This is a genomic window from Krasilnikovia sp. MM14-A1004 (assembly GCF_047159485.1).
In the GTDB taxonomy this organism is placed as follows: Bacteria; Actinomycetota; Actinomycetes; order Mycobacteriales; family Micromonosporaceae; genus Actinoplanes.
On the sequence record NZ_AP038773.1, the window covers coordinates 882,878 to 908,271 of the forward strand.

Annotated in this window: 20 protein-coding genes; 7 read left to right on the forward strand and 13 right to left on the reverse strand. The window is 72.7% G+C overall.

Annotated features, from left to right (window positions below):
- Window positions 1-236: 236 nt before the first annotated feature.
- The gene (locus ACMCNN_RS04240; RefSeq protein WP_412744863.1) at window positions 237-593 is read left to right on the forward strand and encodes an STAS domain-containing protein; all 357 of its coding nucleotides are present in this window, start codon (window positions 237-239) and stop codon (window positions 591-593) included.
- Between the two features lie 52 nt (window positions 594-645).
- Here ACMCNN_RS04240 and ACMCNN_RS04245 read toward each other — a convergent pair whose 3' ends face one another.
- The 3 genes from ACMCNN_RS04245 to ACMCNN_RS04255 all read right to left on the reverse strand — a co-directional run bounded on the left by ACMCNN_RS04245 (window position 646) and on the right by ACMCNN_RS04255 (window position 3,892).
- Window positions 646-1,518 (reverse strand): alpha/beta hydrolase, encoded by an 873-nt coding sequence (locus ACMCNN_RS04245; protein WP_412744864.1) that lies wholly within the window; start codon window positions 1,516-1,518, stop codon window positions 646-648.
- A gap of 63 nt (window positions 1,519-1,581) precedes the next feature.
- On the reverse strand, window positions 1,582-2,091 hold the full coding sequence (locus tag ACMCNN_RS04250; protein WP_412744865.1) for a VOC family protein: 510 nt from the start codon (window positions 2,089-2,091) through the stop codon (window positions 1,582-1,584).
- Window positions 2,092-2,224: 133 nt separating this feature from the next.
- Entirely contained in the window at window positions 2,225-3,892 is a 1,668-nt protein-coding gene (locus ACMCNN_RS04255) for a CocE/NonD family hydrolase (RefSeq protein WP_412744866.1), read from the reverse strand.
- 170 nt (window positions 3,893-4,062) lie between these two features.
- Between ACMCNN_RS04255 and ACMCNN_RS04260 the strand changes: the two genes are divergently transcribed.
- Together ACMCNN_RS04260 and ACMCNN_RS04265 are read left to right on the forward strand one after the other, a co-directional pair.
- The gene (locus tag ACMCNN_RS04260) at window positions 4,063-5,271 is read left to right on the forward strand and encodes a serine/threonine-protein kinase (RefSeq protein ID WP_412744867.1); all 1,209 of its coding nucleotides are present in this window, start codon (window positions 4,063-4,065) and stop codon (window positions 5,269-5,271) included.
- A gap of 97 nt (window positions 5,272-5,368) precedes the next feature.
- Window positions 5,369-7,156 (forward strand): protein kinase domain-containing protein, encoded by a 1,788-nt coding sequence (locus ACMCNN_RS04265; RefSeq protein ID WP_412744868.1) that lies wholly within the window; start codon window positions 5,369-5,371, stop codon window positions 7,154-7,156.
- Here ACMCNN_RS04265 and ACMCNN_RS04270 read toward each other — a convergent pair.
- A complete protein-coding gene (locus ACMCNN_RS04270) occupies window positions 7,153-8,694 on the reverse strand; it encodes a diguanylate cyclase (RefSeq protein ID WP_412744869.1) in 1,542 nt (513 codons plus the stop codon). The genes ACMCNN_RS04265 and ACMCNN_RS04270 overlap by 4 nt on opposite strands.
- Before the next feature lie 171 nt (window positions 8,695-8,865).
- Here ACMCNN_RS04270 and adhE point away from each other — a divergent pair, with 171 nt between their 5' ends.
- Window positions 8,866-11,505, forward strand: a complete 2,640-nt coding sequence (gene adhE / locus ACMCNN_RS04275; protein WP_412744870.1) for a bifunctional acetaldehyde-CoA/alcohol dehydrogenase — start codon at window positions 8,866-8,868, stop codon at window positions 11,503-11,505.
- A gap of 27 nt (window positions 11,506-11,532) precedes the next feature.
- Here the strand turns inward: adhE and ACMCNN_RS04280 are convergent, their stop codons facing one another.
- From ACMCNN_RS04280 to ACMCNN_RS04290, 3 genes are all read right to left on the reverse strand, one after another.
- On the reverse strand, window positions 11,533-12,891 hold the full coding sequence (locus tag ACMCNN_RS04280) for a hypothetical protein (RefSeq protein WP_412744871.1): 1,359 nt from the start codon (window positions 12,889-12,891) through the stop codon (window positions 11,533-11,535).
- 41 nt (window positions 12,892-12,932) lie between these two features.
- Window positions 12,933-13,928, reverse strand: coding sequence for a hypothetical protein (locus ACMCNN_RS04285; RefSeq protein ID WP_412744872.1), 996 nt, complete (start codon window positions 13,926-13,928; stop codon window positions 12,933-12,935).
- A gap of 328 nt (window positions 13,929-14,256) precedes the next feature.
- Window positions 14,257-14,865 (reverse strand): hypothetical protein, encoded by a 609-nt coding sequence (locus tag ACMCNN_RS04290; protein ID WP_412744873.1) that lies wholly within the window; start codon window positions 14,863-14,865, stop codon window positions 14,257-14,259.
- A gap of 207 nt (window positions 14,866-15,072) precedes the next feature.
- Between ACMCNN_RS04290 and ACMCNN_RS04295 the strand changes: the two genes are divergently transcribed.
- A complete protein-coding gene (locus ACMCNN_RS04295) occupies window positions 15,073-16,203 on the forward strand; it encodes a hypothetical protein (protein WP_412744874.1) in 1,131 nt (376 codons plus the stop codon).
- A 97-nt stretch (window positions 16,204-16,300) separates the two neighbouring features.
- Here ACMCNN_RS04295 and ACMCNN_RS04300 read toward each other — a convergent pair whose 3' ends face one another.
- On the reverse strand, window positions 16,301-19,405 hold the full coding sequence (locus ACMCNN_RS04300; RefSeq protein ID WP_412744875.1) for an amidohydrolase family protein: 3,105 nt from the start codon (window positions 19,403-19,405) through the stop codon (window positions 16,301-16,303).
- A 320-nt stretch (window positions 19,406-19,725) separates the two neighbouring features.
- Between ACMCNN_RS04300 and ACMCNN_RS04305 the strand changes: the two genes are divergently transcribed.
- Together ACMCNN_RS04305 and ACMCNN_RS04310 are read left to right on the forward strand one after the other, a co-directional pair.
- A complete protein-coding gene (locus ACMCNN_RS04305) occupies window positions 19,726-20,631 on the forward strand; it encodes an SGNH/GDSL hydrolase family protein (protein WP_412744876.1) in 906 nt (301 codons plus the stop codon).
- A 69-nt stretch (window positions 20,632-20,700) separates the two neighbouring features.
- Entirely contained in the window at window positions 20,701-21,390 is a 690-nt protein-coding gene (locus tag ACMCNN_RS04310) for a VanZ family protein (RefSeq protein WP_412744877.1), read from the forward strand.
- A 141-nt stretch (window positions 21,391-21,531) separates the two neighbouring features.
- On the opposite strand, the gene ACMCNN_RS04315 is transcribed toward ACMCNN_RS04310, so the two are convergent.
- The 5 genes from ACMCNN_RS04315 to ACMCNN_RS04335 are packed head-to-tail and all read right to left on the reverse strand — an operon-like array spanning window position 21,532 to window position 25,379.
- On the reverse strand, window positions 21,532-21,834 hold the full coding sequence (locus tag ACMCNN_RS04315) for a GH-E family nuclease (RefSeq protein WP_412747048.1): 303 nt from the start codon (window positions 21,832-21,834) through the stop codon (window positions 21,532-21,534).
- Window positions 21,719-22,204: a hypothetical protein gene (locus ACMCNN_RS04320; RefSeq protein WP_412747357.1), complete on the reverse strand. Its 486-nt coding sequence runs from the start codon at window positions 22,202-22,204 to the stop codon at window positions 21,719-21,721. The genes ACMCNN_RS04315 and ACMCNN_RS04320 overlap by 116 nt, the downstream gene beginning before the upstream one ends.
- 25 nt (window positions 22,205-22,229) lie before the next feature.
- A complete protein-coding gene (locus tag ACMCNN_RS04325; protein ID WP_412744878.1) occupies window positions 22,230-23,147 on the reverse strand; it encodes a hypothetical protein in 918 nt (305 codons plus the stop codon).
- A complete protein-coding gene (locus ACMCNN_RS04330) occupies window positions 23,035-24,654 on the reverse strand; it encodes a sensor histidine kinase (protein WP_412744879.1) in 1,620 nt (539 codons plus the stop codon). Before ACMCNN_RS04330 ends, ACMCNN_RS04325 begins: the two co-directional genes overlap by 113 nt.
- Window positions 24,651-25,379, reverse strand: coding sequence for a response regulator transcription factor (locus ACMCNN_RS04335; RefSeq protein WP_412747049.1), 729 nt, complete (start codon window positions 25,377-25,379; stop codon window positions 24,651-24,653). Before ACMCNN_RS04335 ends, ACMCNN_RS04330 begins: the two co-directional genes overlap by 4 nt.
- Window positions 25,380-25,394: the final 15 nt, after the last annotated feature.

A 25,394-nucleotide genomic window follows, 5' to 3' on the forward strand; every position in this document is an offset into this window, starting at 1 on the left:
CGCGGATGTGTCCAACGTCAACGTCCGCGCCACGCCCTGCTCGTTCCCGCACATTCAGGCCATATGAACTACTCTGGCGTTCCGCGCCTACGAGGCGTAACTTGCAGTCCAGCGGATTGTTGTTGGTACGCGGTCTGGACTCGGCGCCCGATGCGGCGCCGTATTGCGCGGCTGGTCAGCGCAGCACCCGCGGTAAGGTCGGCGTCGGCCGTGACGACGCCAGGAAGAGGGCAGCCGTGTATCTGCCGATCACCACTCGCCAGCTGGCCGACGGGACCGTCGAGATCGCACCGAGCGGTGAGATCGACCTCGACAACGCACACATGATGCGGGACGCCGTCAACGACGTGCTCACCGCCTCGCGGCCCGCCAAGATCAGTCTCGACCTGCAGCGGGTGATGCTGATCGACAGCATCGGCATCGGCATCCTGGTCGCCTGCTTCCACGCGGCCGCGGCCAGCGGGGTGAAGCTCGTGGTCACCCACCCCAGCCCGACGGTCTACCGCCAGCTCTGGGTCTCCGGTCTCGTGGGACTGCTGGGCTGCGCCGAGCCGCCCTCTCCGCGTACCTCTGTCGGGTTGCGTCCGGCCTGATTGTTTCCCCCGTCCAGGGGTCACCCGCAGGCCGTACGGCCACCGTGGACGGTCACAGCGTCCGATGCAGGAACTCCGCCGTCGCCTCGACGGCGCGGCTCACGTGCGGCTCCACGTCGTACAGATCGACGTGCTGGTGGCAGTCCAGCCAGACGATCTCGGCGAGGCCCGGCGTCTGCTCATGCAGCGCCCGGGCCAGCTCCGGCGAGCAGTACGCGTCCTCGGTCCCGTGCACGACCAGCAGCGGCACACTCCCCAGCAGCGGGGCGGCGCCGAGCGCGTCGAAGGTCATGAGTGAGTGCAGCGAGCCGCGGGTGACCCGGTTCTCCCAGCCGGGCGCGCGGGAGCGGTCCGTGCCGTAGTACGACCACGGCTCCTCCCCGCCCATCGCGGCCTCCCCGCCCTCGGGCGCCACGGCCGGCAGGAACTCGTCGTAGCCGTCCAGGAAGCCGCGCAACGCCCCCCGGTACGCCTCGTCGCCGAGCTGCCGGCTGAACCACGCCGGGCTGTTGTACCCGCCCGCGATGCCGGCCACCGCACGGACCCGCGGGTCGACGGCGGCGGCGCGGACCGCGTACCCGCCGCCCAGGCACACCCCGACCATGCCGATCCGCTCGCTGTCCACCTCGGACCGGGCGGCCAGGGTGGACACCGCGGCCCGCAGGTCCGCCAGCTTGCCCTGGCTGTCCTCGTGGCAGCGACGCCCCTCGCTCCCGCCGAAACCGCGGTGGTCGAACGCGAGGGTGATGATCCCGGCGGCGGCCAGGCGTGCGGCGTAGTCGCCGGTGACCTGCTCCTTGACGCCGGTGAACGGCCCGGTCAGCGCGACCGCCCGGCCGGTGGCCCCCGCCGGTACGCGCAGCACCCCCGCCAGCCGCAGCCCGTCGGCGCTGAACTCGATCTCCTCGGTACGGATCTCAGTCACCCTCCGGACAATAGGTCGCGCGTGGACCGATGCCCAGCACGCACCGGCGGTGTCGGCCGGTTGCTACCGCTCGGGTTCGCGCTGGGTGATCCGCACGAGCAGGCCGTCCGGGCTCAGGACCTGCAGTTGCGGGCCGAAGTCGCGGTGGTTCACGACGCCGGACACGGTCACCCGGCGGTCGCGCAGCAGCCGCTCCAGATCGTCCAGGGGCATGGTCGCGGCGAAGTTCAGCTCGACCGCGCCGTCGCCCCGCGACCAGATCGGGGTGCGGGCCACCAGGGTGACCTGCACGGTGCCCAGCTGCATCAGCACCCAGTCGGTGTCCCGGCCACCGTGGATCAGCTCCGCGCCCAGATGCTCGAAGAACGTGATCGACGCCGCCATGTCTGCCACGTGCACCAGCGGCTGCAGGTGCAGCCCGGGGTCGGGGGTGGGCGCCGGCGCGGGGGTCGGCGCGGGCGCGGACCGGGGCGCGGGCGCCGCGACGCCCTTGGCGACCTGGTTCTTCGGTGGTCGCCCGGTGGTCACCGCCGCCCTCGCGGCGTGCCGGATCACCTGCTTGTCCTTGGCCATGGCGGGCTCCTGTCGTGCTGTGCATCGGCGCCGGCGCACTACCGGTCCGTCAGGCTCAACGAGGCGTACCCGTCCGGCGATGCAGGCGGCAGCCGGTTCTGCCTGGTAGGCGGCTTCCCATCCTCGGCGGGCGCTACCGGGTGACCGGCATCGTCAGCCGCGAGTCGGCACACCGGATCGTGTGGCGCGACGGCGTCAGCGCCGAGCCGCCGCCGATGGTGCCGGGGGTGCCGAGATTGCGGGCGAAGCGCGGGTGGGCGCCGCCGCAGACCAGCAGCCGCACCCGGTGCCCGGCCCCGAACCGGTGACAGCAGGCGTCCAGCGTGAGCCGCAGCCGCTGGACCTCGCCGGCCGGGACGGTGGGATCGAGGCGGCGGAACGCGTCGGCGACGTTGCGCGAGCGACCGCGCGGATCCACGTCGCACACCCGGACGAACACGTCCGCGTGCGGATTGTCCACGGCCAGCGCCAGCTCCAGCACCGGGCTGCCCGCCACGTCCAGGTCGGCGCCGAGCGGCGCGCCCGTGAACGACACCACGTCCGCGCGGGACTGCAGGGCCCGGTTGTCGCGCACCCCGGCCGCCCCGTTCAGGACCTGACCGCCGACCGACGGCGTCGGATCGGCCGGGTCGTAGCGGAAACTCACGGTGGCGTCGGCGGGCGCGGCCGCACCCGACACCAGACCCCCATCCGGGTACGGGCACAGCACGGCCGGCGTGGTCGGCGGCGGCCAGTCCGGCAGGTCGTGCCAGGCCCGCTCACCGGTCCGGTACACCCGTACCGGTGGCCGGTTGCGGCCCGGCCCGCCCGCCACGTGCGCGTCGAGCCAGGCCAGCGCGTCGCGCCCGACCACCCCGGCGCCCCGGGTGGCCATTCCGACGTGGGTCCACGGGCCCACGGTCAGCGCCACGTCGACGCCCCGGCCGCGCAGCACCCGGTACTGCTCCAGGGTCTGGTCGAGGAAGAGGTCCTGCCAGCCGCCGACCAGCAGCACCGGCACGTCCACCCGGTCCAGCGCGCCGGTCGCCCGGTACGGGCCCCAGAACTCCTCGCCGCCCTCCGCGTTGCCGAGCCACTCGCCGTACCAGGGGGCGTGGCCCGCGAGGACCCGGCGACCTGCGTCGGCCAGGGGCAGCCCGTGCAGGCCCGGCGCGAGCCGCCGGCGGGAGGTGGGCCCACCGCCGAGGCGGCGCAGCAGTCCGGGCTCGGCCGGGCGGGCCACCTGGGCGCTCCAGGTGAAGAAGTCCGCCAGCGTGAACGAGCCGGTGCCGAACACCGCCTGCCGGAAGTCGTGCGGAGCGACGTACACCAGGGCCGCCCGCAGTTCGGGTGGCGGATCCTGCAGCAGGGTCCACTGCGCCCACCCCAGGTACGAGCCGCCGAGCGTGGCCAGCCGCCCGTCGAACCAGGACCGGCTGCGCAGCCACGCGACGGTGTCCTGCCCGTCGTCGGTCTCCTGGGCCATCGCCCGGAACGTCCCGCCCGAGCCGTTCGTGCCGCGCACGCTGACGATCACCACGTGGTACCCGCGCGCCGCGTACGTGCGCCCGTGCACCCAGCCCTCCGGAAACCCCCGCGTGTACGGGGTGCGGATCAGCACCGTGCCGCGCGGCTGCGCGCCGAGCGGCATGAAGTGGTCGGCCCGCAGGATCACGCCGTCGCGCATCGGGACGGGCACGTCGCGCTCGACCGCGTACGGATTGCGTCGCGGGGTGTGTCCGAGCGCCCGCCCGAGCGCCGCGTCGGCGAGCCGCTGCAGCCGCCCCGGCACCCGGCCGGCACCCGCCCCGGCGACGCTCATCGATCACCCTCCGTCCGGACCGGCCCTCCCGCCTGTCATCGTAGGGGCCGCACCCCTGCCCGCGGGCCCCGCGCGTTTCGCCCCTCGCTAGGTGGTTTCTGCACGTCATGGCTGTGGCGGCGCTCATTCACGCTGGGCGAATCGGTGATCGTCGAGGCAGACTCCCACGCGTGGAGGCGGAGCAGACCCTGGGTGGCCGGTACACCCTGCTGGGCGAGCTCGGCCGTGGGGGCACGTCGGTGGTCTGGCGGGCGCGCGACGAGGTCCTGGGCCGGGAAGTCGCGGTGAAGATGCTCGACCGGCACCACACCGACGACCCGCGGTCGCAAGCCCGGATCCGGACCGAGGCGCGGGTCGCGGCCGTCCTGTCGCATCCGCACATCGCGCAGATCCACGACTACGGCGAGTCGGTCCGGGACGGCCAGCGCGTGCCGTACGTCGTGATGGAGCTGGTCAACGGGGTCACCCTGCAGGATCAGGTGGGCGAGGGGTTGCCGACGCCGCAGGAGGTGTTCCGGATCTGCGGCCAGGTGGCCTCCGCACTGGCCGCCGCGCACCTCGCGGGCCTGGTGCACCGCGACATCAAACCGGCCAACGTCATGGTCACGCGGGACGGCGCGAAGGTGGTCGACTTCGGCATCGCCGCGACGGCCGGGCCGGGCGAGCCCGACGGCGAGCTGATCGGTACGCCCGCGTACCTGGCGCCGGAGCGGCTGACCGGCCCGCACGTCAGGCCCGCCTCGGACGTGTACGCGCTCGGGGTGCTGCTCTACCGGCTGCTGGCGGGGGAGTCGCCGTGGGACGTGGAGAGCACCACGGAGCTGCTGGACGCGCACGTCCACACGCCACCGACCCCGCTGCCGCCGCTGGACGGCGTGCCCACCTTCGTGGTCGACCTGGTCAACAAGTGCCTCTGCAAGAACCCGGACGAGCGACCGAGCGCGGCGGACGTGGCCGTCCTGCTGGCCCGCGCCGAACGCCAACGGCCCGCCCGGGTCCAGGCGGTGGTGCGACCCCGCGCCGGGCGGCTCCACCACGGCGGCCTCGCCCAGCCCGCGGCGGCGGGACGAGCGCTGCCCGCGGCGGCGGGACGAGCCCTGCCCGCGGCGGGACGAGCGCTGCCCGCGGCGGCGGGTCGAGCCCTGCCTGCGACGGCGGGGCGGGCCCTGCCCGCGGCAGCGGGGCGTGCCAGGGTCGCGGCGGCGGGCCGGGCCCGGGTTCCGGCGCGCGGCCAGGCGGTACCGGGTGGCCGGGTGCGGCGCGAGGCCGCCGGGAGACCCGTGGCGGTCGGGCGGCCGCGGTGGTGGTCGTACCGGACCTGGTTGGCCCGTACCGTGTGGCGGGCGAACAGCGACACCGTCGCGCCCACGGGAGCGTGAGCGTTTCACCCCTTTGCCGGTGATTTCGACACGCCGTGCCGATCGTGCACCACATCGGGATGTGCGAATCGGTGGCGATCACGGCAGACTCCCAGACGTGGAGGCTGAGCAGACCCTGGGCGGCCGGTACACCCTGACCGAGGAACTGGGCCGCGGCGGCATGGCGGTGGTGTGGCGGGCGCGCGACGAGGTCCTGGGGCGGGAGGTCGCGGTCAAGGTGCTGGCCGGGCGGCACACCGCCGACCCGCAGTCGCGGGCCCGGATCCGTACCGAGGCCAGGGCCGCCGCCATCCTGTCGCACCCCAACATCGCCCAGGTCCACGACTACGGCGAGTCGACAAGGGACGGCCAGTGCGTGCCGTACGTCGTGATGGAGCTGGTCAACGGCGTTACGTTGCAGCAGCGGATCGGCATGGGGCCGCTGCCGCCGGCGCTGGTCTTCCGGATCTGCGGTCAGGTGGCCATGGCGCTGGCCGCCGCGCACGCCGACGGCCTCGTGCACCGCGACATCAAGCCGGGAAACGTCATGGTGACCCGGGCCGGCGCGAAGGTGGTCGACTTCGGCATCGCCGCGACGGCCGGGCCGGGAGAGCCCGAGTCCGAGCTGCTCGGCACCCCGGCGTACCTGGCGCCGGAGCGGTTGACCGGTGACACCGTCGAGCCCGCCTCGGACGTGTACGCGCTCGGGGTGCTGCTGTATCGGCTGCTGGCCGGGGACTCGCCGTGGCGGGTGGAGAGCACGACCCAGTTGCTCAGCGCGCACATCTACGTCGAGCCGAGCCCGCTGCCGGAGCTGCCCCGCGTACCCGCTTTCGTGGTCGACCTGGTCAACCGGTGCCTGCGCAAGGATCCGACCGAGCGGCCGAGCGCCGCGGACGCGGCCGCCGTGCTGGCCCGCGCCGAGATCCTGGCCGAAGGCGCCGACGCGGCCCCGGTCACCGGACCCGCCCGCGCACTGCCGTCTCCCGCCGCGTTGTCTGCCACCGCTCTTTCCGCGGACGCGCCGTCGACCACCGGGCCGTCCAGTGCCGGGCCGTCGAGCGCACCTCCGGCCGGTGCCGTGCTGTCGCTGCGGCCGGCCACCGCGCCTGCGCTGCCGTCGAGAATGGCCTCCGTGCCCGGGCGGGCGGCGTCCGCGCCCGCCCGGCCGGCGGGCAGTCCCGGCAGCGCTGAGGCCGACCGGGCAGCCGAGATCGGTCCGGCCGCCGAGATTGGCCGGGCTCCGGAGGCCGATAGCGGCGCGGAAGGCGGCCGGGACACGGACGGCCGCCGTCGGCGCCGCCTCCGGCGTGTGCTCGTCGGCGGCGGTGCGTGCGCGGCGGCCGTGGCGGCCCTGTCGGTGTGGCAGTTCGGGCCGGTCGGCAAGGCCGCCACGGAGGCCGCGGCCGCGCCGTCCTCGGCGCCCGGTAGTGCCCCGCCACCCGGCCCGGGCAGCAGCGCTGCGGCGTCTGCGGGTGGTCCTGCGGCGCCGGGCCGGCGCGCCGCCCGTCCGGAGGACGGGGCGGGCGCGCTCCCGGTCGATGACCTCGGCCGGTTGGCCCCGGCCGCCTCCGGCAAGCCCACACACCGCGGCGCCGGGGGTGCGACGGGCGCTCCCCGGACGACACCGCCGCACGGACCCGCGACCACCACCCCGGCCGCCGAGCCGAGCACCGACCCGCCCGTCACCGTGCGCACCCTGGCGTCGGACGGTGGGTCCGTGGAGGCGTCGTGCAACCAGGGGCAGGCTCAGCTGCTGTCCTGGAGCCCGGTCAAGCCGTACAAGGTGGACGGGGTCGACGCGGGGCCGGCGGAGGCCGCGTCGATCGTGTTCAGGCACGGCAACCGGCGCATCCAGATGACGGTCACGTGCGGCAGCGGGGGACCGTCGGCCGAGGTCTCCTAGGACCTGGTCGACTCGGGTAGCTCCGGCGCAAGGGAGCCAGGAGCCAGGGAACGGGTGGTCGGGGCGGCCTCAGCGCGTTCGATGCGGTCACGGCCCGCGGCCTTCGCCCGGTACAGCGCGCGGTCCGCACGGGCCAGCAGCGCCTCTCCGGTTTCCCGGCCGTCCCAGGCGGCCAGCCCCGCGGAGAATGTGCAGCCCATCGGGGTCCGGCGGCGCAGCCGGTCGATGACGCGTGCCGCCTCCGCCTCGTCGGCGCTGGGCAGCAGGGCCACGAACTCCTCGCCGCCGTAGCGGGCCAGCAGGTCGCCGCGGCGCAGCCCGTCCGCCCAGGTGGCCGCCGCCTCCTTGAGCAGGCGGTCGCCCATCTGGTGGCCGTGGCGGTCGTTGAACGCCTTGAAGTGATCCAGGTCGACGATCGCCACGGTGACGGGCGTGCCGTCGCGCCCGGCGCGGACCAGCGCGGCGGGCAGTGACTCGTCCCAGGTACGGCGGTTGGGCAGCCCGGTCAGCGGGTCCTGCTCGGCGAGTTCGCGCAGCCGTTCGGCCTGTTGCTGCATCACCCGTGCCTGCCGGTGCAGGCGGCGGATCAGCATGGTCATCCGGGTCAGCCCGAGCAGGAACATGGCCGCGCTGGCCACGGCGATCGCCAGGGCGTCGCGTACGGTGCCGTGGCCGGTCAGGGCCTGCCAGGCCAGCAGTGCCGGGGCGATGAGGGCGGCCCCCGCCAGCAGGCCCAGCCGTCGCCAGCTCATCGGCCGGGTGGCCGGGGCGGGAGTGGGCAGGCCCACCACCACCATGCTGGGGTGCGTGATCGCCATCGCCAGCAGCAGGAACGAGACCAGGAAGGTGGCGTTGACGAACCGGCCCACCGACAGTGCCGGGTGGTACGAGGTCATGTCCACGAACGCCCACAGGTCGTCCGCGATCAGGGCCGTGGTCGTGCCGGCGACCAGCAGCAGGAAGGCGGCCCGGCGCTTCCCGTCGGTGGTGAGCAGCCAGGCCACGAGGGCGAGTACGACCAGGTCGAGACACGGGTACGCGAGCGTGACCGCCTGCCCGAGCGTGCCCATCGTCTCGCTCTCGGCGAGGTACCGGATGAGGAAGACCCAGCTCAGCAGCGCGCAGGCGACCCCGATGAGCAGGGAGTCGATGAGGCCCGCGTAGCCGCGCCCCCGGTTGCGCCGCCGCAGCAGCCCGCACAGGCCGCCGATGGTGCCGACGTAGCCGAGCAGATAGGGCACGTCCCACGGTCCCGGCCACGTGTCGTCGTGGAGGATCAGGGCGTACACGTCGTACATGACGTCGGCGAGCACGCTGGCGGCCTGGCCCGCGATCAGCAGCGACCAGGCGGCGACCGCGGCGGGGCGGTTGCGGCGTACTCCGGCCACCATGGCGGCGACCAGCGCGAACTCGGCACCGTCGTAGATCATCGCTGACGCGGTGGCGTTGGGGACCAGCACGAACGCGACGATCGCGAGCAGGCCGAGACCGCCGACCCGGGCCCAGGCCCGGCTGGCACCCGCTGCCTCCGCTCCCACGCGGATCTCATCGGCGTAACGGTCTGACCGTTGAGGAGTTCCTGCGCCCCGGATGTCGCCGCCTATCGTCGCGATCCGCGGACACACGACGCGACCGGCGACGAGAATCGGGAGGTCAGCCACCACCGGACGCGCTGGGCGCCCGAACCGTACCTGCCGAGGTGTTGAGCGATGACCACAACAGCTCCTGCCGCCGCTGTGCCGGATCTCCACGGCGCCATCGACACCCTGGTGGGGCACGGGCTCAAGGCCCTGACGGTGTACGAGGACTTCGATCAGGAACAGATCGACCACATCGTCGCCAAGTCGTCCGTGGCGGCCCTGGACCGGCACGCGGAACTGGCCCAGCTGGCCATCGACGAGACAGGGCGCGGGATCTTCGAGGACAAGGCCGTCAAGAACATCTTCGCGTGCGAGCACGTCACGCATAACATGGCCAGCCTGCGTACGGTCGGGATCATCAGCCGGGACGAGATCAACGGCATCATCGAGATCGCCGACCCGGTGGGCGTGGTCGCCGGGATCACCCCGGTCACCAACCCGACGTCGACCGCGATCTTCAAGTCGCTGCTGGCGCTGAAGACCCGCAACCCGATCGTGTTCGCCTTCCACCCGGCCGCCCAGCAGTGCAGCGTGGCGGCGGCCCGGACGGTACGCGACGCGGCGATCGCGGCCGGCGCACCGGAGCACTGCATCCAGTGGATCGAGCACCCGTCGGTGGAGGCGACCAACGCGCTGATGCGCCACCCCGGCATCTCGACGATCCTCGCCACGGGCGGCAACAACATGGTGCAGGCGGCGTATTCGGCGGGCAAACCGGCGCTGGGGGTGGGTGCGGGCAACGTCCCGGCGTACATCGAGGCGGGGGCGAAGCTGGCCCGCGCGGTCAACGACATCGTGCTGTCGAAGTCGTTCGACAACGGCATGATCTGCGCATCGGAGCAGGCCGCCATCATCGACGACGAGATCTACGAGGCCGCGCTCGAACAGTTCCGCGCCCTGCACGCGCACCTGGTCTCCGGCGACGACAAACGCAAGCTGGAGGAGTGCATCTTCGGCACCGCCGCGTACGGCACGAACTGCGGCGGCGCGAAGCTCAACGCCCAGGTGGTCGGCAAGTCCGCGACGTGGATCGCCGAGAAGGCGGGTTTCAGCGTGCCGCCGGACACCTCCGTACTGTTGGTCGAGGTCAACGAGGTCGGCCCGAACGAACCGCTGACCCGCGAGAAGCTGTGCCCCGTGCTGGCGGTATTGCGGTCCCGCTCGCGGGCCGAGGGTTTGCGGTATGCCACCGAGATGGTCGAGTTCGACGGCCTCGGCCACAGCGCCGTGATCCACACCGAGGATCAGGATCTGGTGGAGGAGTTCGGCCAGCGGGTCAAGGCGGTCCGGGTGATCTGGAATTCCCCGGCCTCGCAGGGCGGCATCGGCGACATGTACAACGCGTTCCTGCCGTCGCTGACGCTGGGCTGCGGCAGCTACGGGAGAAACTCCGTGTCCAACAACGTGTCAGCGGTCAACCTGATCAACATCAAGCGGATCGGCCGCCGCAACAACAACCTGCAGTGGTTCAAGGTCCCCGCGAAGATCTACTTCGAGCCGAACGCGATCCGCTACCTCGCCGACATGCCTGACGTGCAGCGGGTCACCGTGGTCACCGACGAGACGATGACCCGCCTCGGCTTCGTCGACCGGGTCAACCGGGTGCTGCAGCGTCGTCCCGGCGCCGTGTCGTTGCAGATCATCGACGACGTGGAGCCCGAGCCGCGGATGACCACCGTGGACCGCGGCGCCGACCTGATGCGCTCGTTCAAACCCGACACGATCATCGCGCTGGGCGGCGGCTCCGCGATGGACGCGGCCAAGGTGATGTGGCTGAAGTACGAGCACCCCGAGGTCGTCTTCGACGACATGCGGGAGAAGTTCTTCGACATCCGCAAGCGGGCGTTCGCGTTCCCCACCCTGGGCGAGAAGGCCCGGCTGGTCTGCATCCCCACCACCTCGGGTACGGGTGCAGAGGTGACCCCGTTCGCGGTCATCACCGACCACCGGACCGGCAAGAAGTACCCGCTGGCCGACTACGCGCTGACCCCGAGCGTGGCGATCGTCGACCCGGTGCTGACCGCCAGCCTGCCCCGCGCGATCGCCGCGGACAGCGGTTTCGACGCGCTGACCCACGCCATCGAGGCGTACGTGTCGGTGTACGCCAACGACTTCACCGACGGGCTGGCGCTGCACGCGATCCGGCTCATCTTCGCCAACCTGGCCAAGTCCGTGGTCGACGGCGACACGGAGTCGCGCGAACGCATGCACAACGCCGGGACGATCGCGGGCATGGCGTTCGGCAGCGCGTTCCTGGGCATCGTGCACGCCATGTCGCACACGCTCGGGGCGACGTTCCACATCGCGCACGGGCGTACCAACGCGGTGCTGCTGCCGCACGTGATCCGCTACAACGGCACGGCTCCGACGAAGCTGACCGGCTGGCCCAAGTACGAGAGCTACCGGGCGCCGCAGCGTTTCGCCGAGATCGCGGCGATGCTCGGCCTGCCCGCCGGGTCACCCGAGGAGGGCGTGGCCGCCCTGGCCGACGCGGTGGAGAAGCTGCGCGACAAGGTCGGCATCGAGCCGTCGTTCGCCGCGCTCGGCGTGGAGGAGCACGCGTTCCTGGCATCGCTGCCGCAGCAGGCGATCAACGCGTACGAGGACCAGTGCGCCCCGGCGAACCCCCGCATGCCGATGCTGGCGGACATGCAGGACCTGATGCGCGCGGCCTACCACGGCACCCGCGAACCCGCCGCCGTCGGCTGACCGGGCGGGTGCGGCTTCAGGTACGGCTCACGGCAACGCCGGCTGCCGTGCCGGGTCGTCGTCGTGCCCTTCGCGGCAATCGGAGCCGTCACTCCACTCGGGTGCCGCGCCGCCGTCGAGAACGCCGCCCGCCCGGCTCGCCCCGGCAGGGCGGCCCGGCGGCACCGGCATCACGTCGGCGTCCGGGGTCAGGCTCCACGCGTCGGGGAAACCGTCCGGCTGCGCCGTTCCGGCGGGCAGCACCAGCTGGACGTGGGCCAACTCGTTGGGGGGCAGCGCGTCGAGCAGCGACCGCACCGCCTGCCACGCCGTCGCGGCGGGCGGGGCGGTCGGCGTACCCACCAGCAGCAGGAGCCGGTCCGGGTGCGCGGGCATCCGGCGTACCGTGTCGTCGTCGACCTGCTCGGGGCGCACCCACAGGCCGCACCGGACGACCTCCACCAGCCACCCGTCGCCGAGCCGCTGGGTGCCCACGTCCAGGGCGGGCAGGTGCGGCATCGGCGCGCGCCACTCCAGCAGGCGGGGCGCGTCGCCGCCGTAGTAGCGCAGCCGTTGGGCCGGTGGCCGCCAGGCCGGGCGGCCGGCGTCGTCGACCACGATCCGGAACGCGGCACCGTCCGCCTCGACGCCCACCAGTCCCGCGTCGACGCGTACCGCCGCGACCGCGTCACCCGGCAGCCGCGCGGCGAGGTCGTCGACGAACCGGCCGCCCGGCCCGTACGGGACCAGGACCAGTTCGTCGCCGGCGGCGGGCGCCAGCGCACGGACGTACTCGAAAACGGCCCGGGGGTCGGGGTCGGCACTGCCGGGCCGGCCGATCACCACGGTGGGCCGGGCCGGGTCGGAGGGCACCGCGAGAACGGGGTCGTCCGCGTCGATGGGCTCGTCGCCCGCGTGCAGCCAGACACCGGCCGGGATGGGCGTGGCCACCAGCCGCGCACCGGCGGGGCGGTCCACGGCGCGCTGCCACGCGGGCGCGGGCTGCCGCGGACCCTCGGCCAGCGGCCCCGCGCCGGGGCGGAACGTCCACCATTCGCCGCCGACCACGAACAACATTCCGGGCAGGGCGATCACGGGCCCGTCCGGGGCGATCACGGGCAACCCCAGCGAGTCGGCGAGCTGCCGGGCCGGGCACCAGCCGTCGGCGTCGGCGGCACCGGCCCCGGCCAGCACGAGCCGCACCGTGGCGCAGCCGGGTGCCAGCGCGGAGTTGAGCAGCGCGCGCAGCACGAGGGTCTGCGGCGGTTCCGCGGTGGCCACCACGACCGTGGTCACCAGCGGGTCGCTGGGCAGCTCCGGCAGGTTCGTCCCGGCGTGGTCGTCGTCGACGACCAGGAGCAGCGAACCGCGCTGGCGGATCATCGGGGCGGAGGTGTGCTCGTACACCGGGCTTCGTTCCTTCCTGTGCGAGAGCGGGCGGGCGGGTCTCAGGCGGCGCGGCAGTCGACGCGCACCGCGGACGCGCCGAGGTGATCGCCGTCGCGGCCGCTGCCGAAGTCGATGCCGCGGGTGACCAGCTGGACGGAGATTTCGCCGGTGGTGACCGCGAACTGGCCGGTGTCCACCCAGCGCCCCCGATTACCGGGCTGATCCACGTCGAACTCGCCGACCACCGTGCCGTCGACGTCGTCGCTGCCGTGCACGACGTAGTGCGCAGGTTTGCCCGCGGAGTCCTTTCCGGTGCCCGTGTCGGGGACGTGGACGCGCACCGCGCAGCGGCCGTTGCGGACGCTTCCGGTGTGGAACCACCACACGATGACGTTGTCCCGGTCGTCGCGGGTGGCCGAGCCGCTCATCGGTACGGCGATCATGCGTCCGCCGCATCCGTCGCCGTCCCACCCGCCGTGCGACCGCGAGTACCAGTCGCTGGCCTGGCCGCGCGTGAAGAAGCCGCGGTCGGCGGACTCGGGGCAGCTCTCGCCGCTCAGCGCCGCGAACGTGGCGACCGCGGGCGGCGGGGCGGGCCGGCTGGCCGGGGTCGTCGCGCTGTTCAGTGCCGCCGGGACGGTGGACAGGCTGGGGGAGGGCGCGTGCCCACTGCCGGTGGGCCGGGGCGTGCCGGTGCCCGGTGGTGTCGTACCCGAGCTGGTGGGCGCGGGCGCGACCGGCATGCCCGGGTATCCGGCGAGCGCCGGGTCGACCGGCGCGCCCGCCGGGTTGGTGGCGGCGGCATCGTTCACGTCCTCGCGGCCCGCGGTGGTGAGGGCGCCCAGGCCCACCCCGCTGAACACGGCCGCCACGACGGCCGCGGCGGCGGCCAGCACCACCCGGCGGCGGCGGACCCGCTCCGAGGCGCGCCCGCGGCGCTCCCCGGCGAGGCGCCCGGCGGGCGACCACCCCGCGGACGAGTACGGCCCGGCCGCGGACAGCCCCGACCGCGGCGACCGGGTGGCGCCCCGGGGTGCCGCCTGCGGCATCGACACGACGACGGGGCGTACCAGTCTCAGTTCGTTTGACGGCTGTGGTGCTGTTCCACCCCCATCGTTACGGTCCGTCACGCCGGCCATCCACCAGTCAGCCCCTCGATCACGAGCGGCATGTTACGGGTCCAGCCCGGATCTTGGGACCCACCTTCATGGGCTTTCCTGACCGCACGATCGGCGGCCGATCGCAGGGGCGAGCAAACTGCTGTCACCCGACTACGGAACGTAGTTGACGGGGCTTCGACGACAGATCTCGATGAGTTCGGGTGCCAAGCTGACCCGAACTCTTCACGGTCCGGTCCGGGGTTGCCCGGCCGCGGTAAGTCCGTCAGGGGTTGTAGTGGCCATCGATGCAGAGGTCGGGGTCGACCGTGATCGGGGAGCCGTCCGGGGCCTCGCAGGGAACCTCGCCGTCTGCCGAATCCGGGCCGGTGGGGTCGCCGTCCGAGTCGCTGCCGGGGTCGACGCTGACCGATGATCCCGCGCTGTCTCCGTCGAGGTTGGTCATCGCGGCGCCGAAGCTGGCAAACGTGAACGCCACGTACGCGGCGGGCAGCACCATCAGCACGACCAGTCCGGCGGCGAAGATCGAATACCCGAGGTCGCGGCGCCGGTTGATGGACACGGCGGCCAGGTGCAGGCAGGCGGCGGCCACGACCCCGACGGCCGACAGCACGATCGTGAGGGCGCGCCAGTGGTCGCCCGGGGCCTGCGTGTAGACGATCGCGGTCACCACGAGGGTGAGGATGCACAGCCACGCGAGGCCGTAGGCGACCCGGCCCGGTGCGGACGGTACCAACACCGCGCGCACGTAACGGCCCACCTTCGGCGTCCGCGGGGCCGGCGACGGCGCCGAGAGGTCGATCAGCGCGGGTTCGAACGTCGGCGTGGGCTCGGTTGGCGTACCCGGGTCGGGCTGCGGTGCGTCGGGGGACATGTCCTGGTCGTTCGGCAGCCGTCCCGCCGGGTTGAGACTTGCGGGTGGTCAGACCATTGAACTAGCTCTTTAGGGGGTATGTCACACGTTCAATACTTATGGAAGTTTCATTAACTTACGGTCGTATTTATGCGTTTTGCTGCGATTGCGCGCCGCGTTCTTCCGCGGCGGCGCCACCTGGGACTCTTACTTGCCGCCGGACTCGCCGTGACGGGGACGCCCACGCCCGCCCATGCGGCCATACCGCTGGTCTCCATCACTCCGGCCCCCGCCGTCACCTTCGACGGCCTGGTCTACACCAGCGCGTACGTCGGCACCACGATCTACGTGGGCGGTAGCTTCCGGAACGCCATCGTCAACGGCCGATCGGTGGTCCGCAAGCGCCTGGCCGCGCTGGACGCCCGTACCGGTGAGCTGTTGCCGTGGGCGCCGGTGGCCGACGGCACCGTCTTCGGGCTGACCGCCTCCGGGGTGTCGTTGTACATCACCGGGAAGTTCAAGACGGTCGGCGGGCAGGCCCGTCCCGGCCTGGCCGACATCAACCTCAAGACCGGTGTCGTCGGGAAACTCAAGCACACCGTGAGCGGCGGGAACGTCCTGACCGCCGGCGGTGGACGGCTGTTCCTGGGCGGGGCGTTCAGCACCGTCGACGGACGCGCGGAGAAGAACCTGGCGGCGTTCCGGCTGACCGACGGCGCGCTGGACACCACGTTCCGCGGCGAGGCGGACGGCCAGGTGAAGGCGCTGACCGTGGCCGGATCCCGGCTCTACGTCGGTGGTGGGTTCAAGCGCCTCAACGGCGCCGCCAACACCGCCCGGCTCGGCGCCCTGGCGCTGGCCGACGGGCAGGTGGACACCGGTTTCCGGTCGAACACCCCGTACCCGGTGGGCGGGCTGGCCGTCACGGCGGACCGGGTGTTCGCGGGGCAGGGCGGCCCCGGCGGCCGGGTGGCCGCCTACACGCCCGACGGGTCGTTCCTGTGGAGCAGCGTCACGGACGGCGACGTGCAGGCGATGACCTACCTGCGCGGGGTCGTGTACGCCGGTGGCCACTGGGACGTCGCCTGCCCGAAGCCGTCGGCCACCGCCACCTCGTGGTGCCCGACAACCCTGCGCAGCCAGCCGAAGCTGATCGCCCTGGACGCCGCCACCGGCGTCCTGCAGGACTGGAACCCGCGCAGCAACGGCAAGTGGGGTGTGCTGACCATGGACGCCAACGCCCTGCTCGGCAGCATCGCCGTCGGCGGCGAGTTCACCGCCTTCGCCGGTAGGAGCACCCCGCACTTCGCCCAGTTCTGCATCTACGGGTGCGGCGGCTCCGGCCGCAGCGCCCGCTGACCAACGCGGTGCGGGCCCGCAGCGATCCGGGCCCGCGCCACCGGACCGGGCGCTGACGCCGCCCGCGGGACCGGATCCGGTCCGGCGGGCGGCTTCGTCATGCGCCGCAGCAGACGCGCGCCGCCCACTCCGGCTCGTGCCACCAGTGCTCGCCCGCCGCCACGGCGGCGTGCGCCACCGCGGGCGGTCGAGCATGGTCGGCGGGCGGCGCCGGGAAGGCGGCCAGCAGGTCGTCGATCTGATGCGGCACCCCGCCGACCAGTACGCCCCGGACCGCGGCGGCGGCGGTGATGTCGGTCAGCGGGTCACCGTCCACGATCGCCAGGTCGGCGAAGGCGCCGGGCGCCACCACGCCCAGCCGCCCGGCCAGCCCGAGTGACCGGGCCGGGTTGGCGGTCGCCGTGGTCAGCGCCTCGTACGGGCTGAAGCCGAACCGCACCATCGCCCGCAGGTTCATGTGCAGCGAGATCGCGACGTGGTCCAGGGGCGCGTCCGTGCCCGCGATGACCAGGCCACCGGCCCGGTGCACGCGCAGCACCGCGTCCACGTTGGCCCGCAACAGCTCCCGCGCCACCTGACCCGCCGCGGTCCCGGCGTCCGCGACCCGCTGCAGCAGGCGCGCGTACTCCCAGGACGGGTAGAGCGTCCGGGTCCGCGGGTCGTCGACCAGCGACCGGTCGTCGGTGTACAGGCCGGTGTTGTTGAACAGGGTCGGGGTCAGTGACATGCCGGAGGCGCCGAACAGCTGGATCACATCCGCGTACGAGCGCTGCAGCCGGCTGACCGTGTGCGAGTAGCCGAGCCGGTTCGTGGCGCCGGTGTGCTCCATCGCGTCCATCCCCAGGAACGCGGCCGGGTACAGGTAGTGCGAACTGACCTTCCGGCCGGTGCGGTGGGTCCGCTCGGCGACCCGGCGCTGTGCCGGGAGCGGCAGCCGCACGTACGTCTTGATCAGGTCGTAGCCGAGGGCCTCGGCGCGGGCCATCTCCCGGTCGGCATGCGCCACGTCGCGGGTCGGGCGCATGAAGTTGTAGTACACCCGGGACCCGTCGATCGCCTCGCCGGTGGCGAAGTAGCGGGGCCCGATCCGCGCGCCGGATTCCAGTGCCTCCCGGGTCTCCAGCATCTGGTAGACCGGGTCGCCGGGGGAGCGGGTGGTCGTCACGCCGTAGCTGAGCCACAGGCGTCCCTGCCGGTCGCCCCACTGCTTGCCGCGCAGATGCCAGTGGACGTGCGCGTCGATCAGGCCCGGCATCACGGTCGACGACCGCGCGTCGATCACCCGGACCCCGGTACGCGGCCGGGTCGGCTCCACCGCGACGATCCGGTCGCCGTCGACCACCACGTCGACGTCGCGGCGCAGCCCGGTCGCGACGCCGTCCCACAGCGCCCCGGCCTGGATCACCACATGCCCGGTGGCGCGCGCCCGCCGCCAGGACAGCTCCAGCGGGATCGTCCGCGGGTCGCCGCCGGACACCGTCACCTCCCGCAACCGTCCCGCGTGCAGGTACATCAGCCGGTCACCCCGCCAGGACAGCGAGTCGGCGTACTCCCGCGTGACCTGTCGCGGCGTGCCGGTGATCCGCCCGGTGCCGTCCACCGGCGCCACCCACGCCACGGAGTCGACCACGAACGCCAGCCAGCGCCCGTCCGGCGACCACACCGGACCGTCGTCGCCGCGGGTGGACAGGGACGCGCCCGGCATCGGCTCGGCGTAGGTAAACGCGCCGGTCGCCACGTCCACGGTGAGGATCTGGCTGGTGCCCTCCCGGAACCGCTTGCTGTACGGCTTGACCGCGGCCAGCGCCAGGGTGCGCCCGTCCGGCGACCAGCTGGCCCGCCCCGGCTGGAACATCGCCGCAACCACCTGCCGGACCTGACCCGAGGCCAGGTCGAGGAGCCACGTCGCGCCGTCGTCGTCGGCGAAGGCGATCCGGTCGCCCACCGGGGACCAGCGCGGCGCGACCTGGCCGCCGGGCAGCCGGGTGAGCTGCTCCTCGGCGCCCGTGCTCAGGTCGCGGCGCCACAGGTCGGCGCTGCCCGCCCGGTCCGAGCTGTAGATCAGGTACCGGCCGTCGGGGGAGAAGTCAGGGTCGGAGGCGAAGTACCCGTCGCTCACCAGGCGCTCGGGGCGCGACGAGCCGACCGTCAGCAGCCACAGCGCGTTCAGGGCCCGGAACGCCACCCGGGTGCCGTCCGGTGACGCGACCGGACTGGCGATGCCCCGTACCGGCTGCGGGCGGGTGCTGGTCAGGTCGCGGACGAAGTGCGGCGGCCGGGCCCGCGCGGGCAGCGCGACCGTCGCGGTGAACGGGATTCCCGCGCGCGGTCCGTCGAGCGTACGGTGCCAGACCCGGCCGTCCGCGGTGTAGACCAGCCGATCACCGTCCAGCCAGGTCAGTGGCTGGACGAAGACGTCCTCGCCGGTGCTCACCCTGGTCTGGTCGACCATCAGGTCGCAGACCGTCCCGGCCAGCCGTACGTGGGCCAGCGACTTCCCGTCGGGGGTGAAGGCGGGCGAGAACACCGTGACCCCGGCCGCCGGGTCGATCGCCCGGGTGACCGCGCCCGTCGTCACGTCGATCACGTCGATCGCGGTGCCGTCCACCGTGTACGCCACCCGGCGCCCGTCCGGCGAGAAGGCCGGCGCTGCCTGCTCCGCCGACGTGTCGGTGATCGTGCTGATCGTGCCGGTGGCCAGGTCGTACGCGAAGATGCCGTAGCTGGAGCCGCCGCGGTCGGAGGCGAAGACGATCGACTTGCCGTCCGGCGCGAACCGGGGTTCCCGGTGGTCGAACCGGCCCGAGGTGAGCTGGCGGCGGCTGCCATCCAGATTGATCACCCACAGGTGGTAGTTGCCGTCGGTGTACGCCTGCACCACCACCGAGGCGGAGTCGGGTGACCACTGCGGCAGCGTGGCGTCGAGCAGTTCGTCGGTGAGCCGGCGGGCCGCGCCGCCCGCCGCGGGAACAACCCAGATCATGGTCAGCAGGTCCAGCGCCACCCACCGGCCGTCCGGCGAGGCCGCCGCGGCGACGTTCGTGCCCTCGCTGAGGGTGATCGCGCGGGTGCCCGGTGCGCCGGGTGCTCCGGCCGCGGCCGCGTCGGTGGAGGCGCCGGTGACGGTGACCGCGCCGGCCACCGCGGCCGCCTGGCCGCTGAGCTGAAGAATCCGGCGGCGGCTGTATCGGTTCTCGGACAACACGTTCCCCCATGGATCGCCGGTGCTGAGATCGGTGTGCTTCGATCAGGATATCGACACCCTTTCGGTGGATCTCGGGCGTCGCGCCCCGCCGGGCCCAGTCGACCTTCACCTGGTGCGGACCGGGATTGCCTCAGGCGGGCGGGGCAGGGACGATAGGAGAGCTTCGTCACCATTCGCCGGTCACCGTCGAGCCGGGCGGGGGCCCATCGCGGTGCCGATCCGAGTTGCTCCGATCGTTGTGCTTCAGTCGCGTGCTCCGGGCGCCGAACGAGCCTGATGGCCCCCGCGTACCGTGTCCCGGACCCAGGTGATGTCCCGTGAAGAAGCCGTTCCTGGCCGCCGCCGTCGTCGGGGTCCTGGCCTGGCCGATCATCCCGGCCGCCAACGCGACGCCGGCCCCGGCCCGCGCCGCAGCGGCGGGCCGGGCGGTGGGGACGTCCGACGTTTCGGCGGCGCGCCGCACAGTCCTGCGGATCATGCCACTGGGCGACAGCATCACGTACGGCGTCGGCAGCTCCACCGGCGACGGCTACCGCTACCAGCTGCAGCGGGACCTGACGGCCGCGGGTGTCGCGTTCGACTTCGTCGGCTCGGTGAAGCACGGGACCAAGGGCGACCCCGACAACGAGGGTCACGGCGGCAAGTCGACCCAGCAGATCGCCGCCCGGCTCGACGCCGCGCTGACCGCGTACCGGCCGAACGTGGTGCTGTTGCACACCGGCACCAACAACGTCAGCCGGGGGCACCCGCCACAGGTCATCGCGGAGAAGCTGTCCGACATGATCGACCAGATCCACGCCAGGCTGCCCGGCACGCACATCTTCGTTGCCAGGATCATCGCGACCCGGGTGCCCACGGAGGTGGCGGCGAACCGGGCCTACAACGCGCTGATCCCCCGCGTCGTCGCGGCCAAGGGGCCGCTGGTGCATCTGGTCGACCAGCGCTCCGTCGGCGGGCTGAGCCTCAACGACGACCACCATCCCAACGACTACGGCTACCGCAAGATCGCCTACAACTGGTACCGGGCCATGCGTGCCGTCCTGGCCCCGTACTGGCGGCCGCCGGTGGACAACCCGTACGCCGACACGAGGCACGTCCTGCTCACCCACTGGAATCAGGCTCGTCGACACACGGTGAGCGCCTACTGGAGCCGGGTCCGGGCCGTCACGGAGGACGGCCGTCCGGTGTACGTCTGGACCCGGGACCGGAACCAGAAGCCCTGAACGGTGTATCGCGGGCGTATCGAAAGACGCATACGCCGCCGCTACCGCCGTCCGTCTTTACTGGGTCGCATGGAACACGACGCACCGCTGCCCGGGGCAGCCCGCCGTACGCGCAGGATCGTGCTGGTCCTTCTGGCGATCGCCGGCATGGCGAGCGCCGCCTACGTCGCGCGGCGGCCGCTGCTGATGTCCGCCCCCGCGTGCCTGGCCGGGCGGTGGCACGGCTGCCTCGACACGGAGAACGGTGTGGTGTTCGTGACGCTGGCCGCGCTGCCGTTGGCCGCGCTGGTGGTGTGGGCGCTGGCGCACCGGCGGGGCGCATCGGCCTGGCGGATGTCGCTGGCCGAGGTGGCCATCGTCTACGGGACGCTGCCGTTCCTCTGGATGACCATGATGCCGGGCGCCGGGGCCGGCGCCGTCCCCGGACGGGTCAGCCTGGTGCCGCTGCGGGACCTGGCCACGATGGGACCGATCGGGATCGGCGGCAACCTGCTGGTCTTCGCGACGCTGGGGTTCTTCGCCCCGCTGCGGTTCGCGGCGCTGGCGTCGGTGCCGCGGATGCTGGCGCTCGGGGCGGGCTGCTCGATCCTGATCGAGACCGCACAGTACGTGCTGCAGTTGGATCGGGTGTCCTCGGTGGACGACGTCCTGCTCAACGCCGCCGGCGCCGGGCTGGCCGCGCTGGCGTCGCGCCGCTGGTGGCGTACCACGACGCCGACGTCGTCGGACCGAGCGATATATGCTGACTTGTACCATTGATGGTATGTGTGTTGATCGTCGAGGACGAACCCTTCCTGGCGGAAGCCATCCGCGACGGCCTGCGCCGGGAGGCGGTGTCGTCAGCGCCGAGGATCTCCTGCATCGCCACCTTGCCCGGGCGTCGGCTACCGCTGAGGTCCGTCAGAAGACGCCCCGGGGAGCGTTCTTGCTGCTATTGCAGTCGCGGCACATCGGTTGGAGATTGCGAGTGTCGTTGTACGCGTCCTGAGCGGCCTTGCTGCTGATGTGCCCGTGGTCGTCCGGCTCGGCGTTGTCGTGGATCCATACCCGGTAGTTCGTCCTGTGGTCGATGGTGATGCCGTTCTTGCTAGGACTGTTGTTGTCGTACTTCGGCAGGTATTCCTCGCACTCCGGGCACTGGAAACAGCCCGGATGCGTCCTTGCTGCACATGGCCAGGACCGCCGTCCAGGTTTCCTCGTAATACGCAAACCGCATTTCGCCGTCCCACCGGCCCCGTTCGCGGGGCTCGACGTAGAGCGACCGGCGGGCGTCCACGCGCCCACGCCCTTGCACTCCGCTGTCCTGGTCGCCGCCGAGCAGCTGCTCCCGGCGCCTGGCGCTGTGCGTGCGGCTGGCCTCGTTCAGCCGGCGTCTCCGTTCCCCGATCGATTCGTCGTCCTTGCTCTCCTGCTTGCTCTCGGCGACCTGCTGCACCACGGCCGTCGCCAACTGCGATGTGCTGCTCGACGAAGCAGCCTGCTGGGCCTGCTGCGCCAGGCGCCCGCGCAGGCGGGTGCGAATCTCGGTCGAGAGTCGGTCCTGGAAGGCACCCGTGGGACTGGGACTGGACATGGACGGCCTTTCTGCGCGTCGGAGGCTAGTGGGTGGCGGGGCTCGCGGCGCGGAGTTCGGTGTCGAGGACTTCCTCGACCAGTGCGTAGATCTCCGCGGCTGACAGGTCGGCGATGTCGGGGACGGCGGCGAGCGCCTCCGCGAGTGCCGGTCCCACCACCTGCTCGGCGAGTTCCTTGGCCAGTGCCTCGTCGACCTGCTGGTCCTTGTCTCCGGCCGGCCGGGCATGGGCGAGGTGGTCGGTGAGCCAGCCACGTTTGTGGTCGGCGGGGTGTTGCTCCCAGCCCGTTCCCCACAGCTGCAGCAGGTACGGGCCCAGCCGGTCGGGGTAGTGCTCCGGCCGCACGCTCAGGACGGACTCGATCCGGGCCACGAGTGTGGCATCCGCGGCGACCCAGCCGAAGGCGTCTGTGGCGTCCGATGTGGCGAGGTGCTCGGTGAGCCAGGCGTGTTTGTGCTCCGGCGGGTGGTGTTCCCAGCCCGTTCCCCAGAGGTCGTCCAGGTGTGGCCCGAGGTGGCTGTCGTAGTGCTCCGGATGCCAGCCGAAGGTGCGCTGCACCCCGTCCACGCAGTGCGGGTCCGCAGACACCCAGCCGAACCGGTCGGTGGGTTGTTCCGCGGTGGCGGCTGGGCCGTCGTGCGCTGCGGCCGCGGTTGCGGTGGCGTACCACTGTGGCAGCTCGGACCGATGGACGATCAGGTCCGCCAGCAGCTGTGCCGGAGCCGGCGTCAGCTGTTCGAGACCGTCGATGAAGCGGGTGGCCTGATCCGCCGTGAAGAAACGCGCCGCGGCCGCCTCGGGCCACCGGCTGCGGAACTGGGACCAGGGGTCATCGGACCCCCGTACCTCCGCGAAGACGTCGCACACCCCGTCGAACCAGCTGGCCACCGCCGCGGGACTGTCGTGCACGACCAGGGTGACGAGGGTCGTCTGGGGATCCATGCTCCGGGCCTTTCGCCACTCGATCGCCATCAATCGACAGGATCCTATGTGATGGCTCGGCCGTGGCCGGCGAACCGATCAACGTGTCGATCGGGGACGACGTGGAGTGGCGGACGTTGCGCGAACGACCGGCGGTCCGGCCGGGAATCGGGCGGGCGAGCCGGACGACAGCGTCGATGCCGGTGCCCGAGGCCTGGTCAAGGCTGATGCGGCCGCCGCTTGCATGCACGAGGCGTTGCACGATCGCCAGGCCGAGCCCCGAGCCGTCGCCGGCGGAGCCGGGAGCACGCCAGAACCGGTCGAAGGCGCGTTGCCGGTCGGCGGCGGTCATGCCGGGACCCTGGTCGATGACGTGGATGTCGGCGCGGCCGTCGGCCTGCAGGCCGCGGTGGATGGTCAGGGTGCTGCCGGGCGGGGCGACCCGCAGCGCGTTGGCGAGCAGGTTGTCCAGCACCTGCTCGAGCGCGTCCGGAACGGCGTAGACAGCACCGATCGGCTGGCCGGAGACGGCCAGGGTGACCGCATGCTCGGCGGCGAACGGCGCCCAACAGTCGGCCCGGTCCGCGATGACCGCATCGGCGTCGACCAGGCTGGTCTCGGTGGCGGTGTCCAGGCGGGCCAGGGCCAGCAGGCCGTGCACCATCCTGGTGAGCCGGTCGGTTTCGTCGATGGCGTCGTCCAGACCGGGCTGGTCGTCCGGATCGACACGGTGGTGCAGGTTCTCCAGACGTAGCCGCAGCGCGGTCAGCGGAGTCTTGAGCTGATGGGATGCGTCTGCGGCGAACGACCGCTGGGCCTGCAGGAGCTGTTGCAGCCGCTCGGCCGTCGTGGTGAAGGTGGCCGCCAGGCGGCGTAGTTCCGGTGGGCCGAGATCGGCCGGGGGCGGGCTGGACAGACTGCCGCAGGCCAATCGGGTGGTGGCCCGTTCGAGTTCCCGCACGGGTCGGGTGATCCACCGGGCCAGGCCGACCGCGACCGCGGCGGCCAACGCCAGCACGGCCACTCCGGCAGCGGCCAGGATCCACCACATGCGAGTGACCTGCGGGTCGACCGCACCGGTGGGATAGCTGATGCGCAGCGCGCCGCGAACCTTCTCCCCGGACGTGGCCGGCACGGTCACCGAGAGCCAACCCATCCCGGCCGCATCGGTCCGCAGGCCGCTGGTGCGGCGCTGGCTGCGCAGCGCGGCGGCGATGTCGGCGTCGCCGGACACGCCGACCGCGCCGTCCTGACCGGTGCGCGACAGTACGGCACCCCGCGGGTCGACCACGGTGACCTGCGCGGTGCCGCCGCCGACGTAGTCCGCGAGCAGCGGCGGGACGGCGGCGGTGTCGCCCTCCTCGATGGCCTCCTCGGCGCGTTCGGCGAGCACGACCGCATCGCGCTCCACCGCGGCCAGGAACCGGCCGGTCTCCCCGCGGGCGTACACCACGCCCAGGGGGATCTCCAACGCGAGCAGGACCAGCAGCGTCAACGATAGGTAGCTGACCAGCAGCCGCCGGGTCATGCGGGTAGCTCCGAACCGGGCGGCACCGTGAGGCGGAACCCGACCCTGCGGACCGTCTCGATCAGCGCCGGGTTGCCGAGCTTGCGCCGCAGCGCGGAAACATGCACGTCCAGGGTCTTCGTCGGGCCGAAGAAGTGCAGATCCCACACACCGTCGATCAACCGTTGCCGCGAGTACACCGCCCCCGGGTCCTCGGCCAGCAAGGCGAGCAGGTCGAACTCCTTGGGCGCCAACGCGACCAACGCACCACCCACATGCACCTGGCGGGTGCGGCGGTCGATGCGTACGTCGCCGAGCTGCTGCGCCGCCGCCCCGACAGCGGCAGCAGCCGGGGCGGCGTGCGGCTCGCCGGTGGTCACCGTCGGCACCGGGGCTGCCCGGGTACGGCGTACCACCGCCCGGATGCGGGCCACGAGTTCGCGCAGGCTGAACGGTTTCGACAGGTAGTCGTCCGCGCCCAGTTCCAGACCGACGACCCGGTCGGTCTCACCGTCGCGAGCGGTCAGCATGATGATCGGCACTTCCGAGGTGGTACGCAGGTTCCGGCACACGTCGATGCCGTCCATGTCGGGCAGGCCCAGGTCCAGGAGCACCAGGTCGGCCGGAGCCGCCGTCAGCGCCGCCGTGCCGGTGCCGACGTGCTCGACGGTGAACCCGTACCGGCCGAGTCCCTCGGTCAGCGGGACCGCGATGCGCGCGTCGTCCTCCACCAGCAGCACGCGCATCTGCGCCTGATTCGT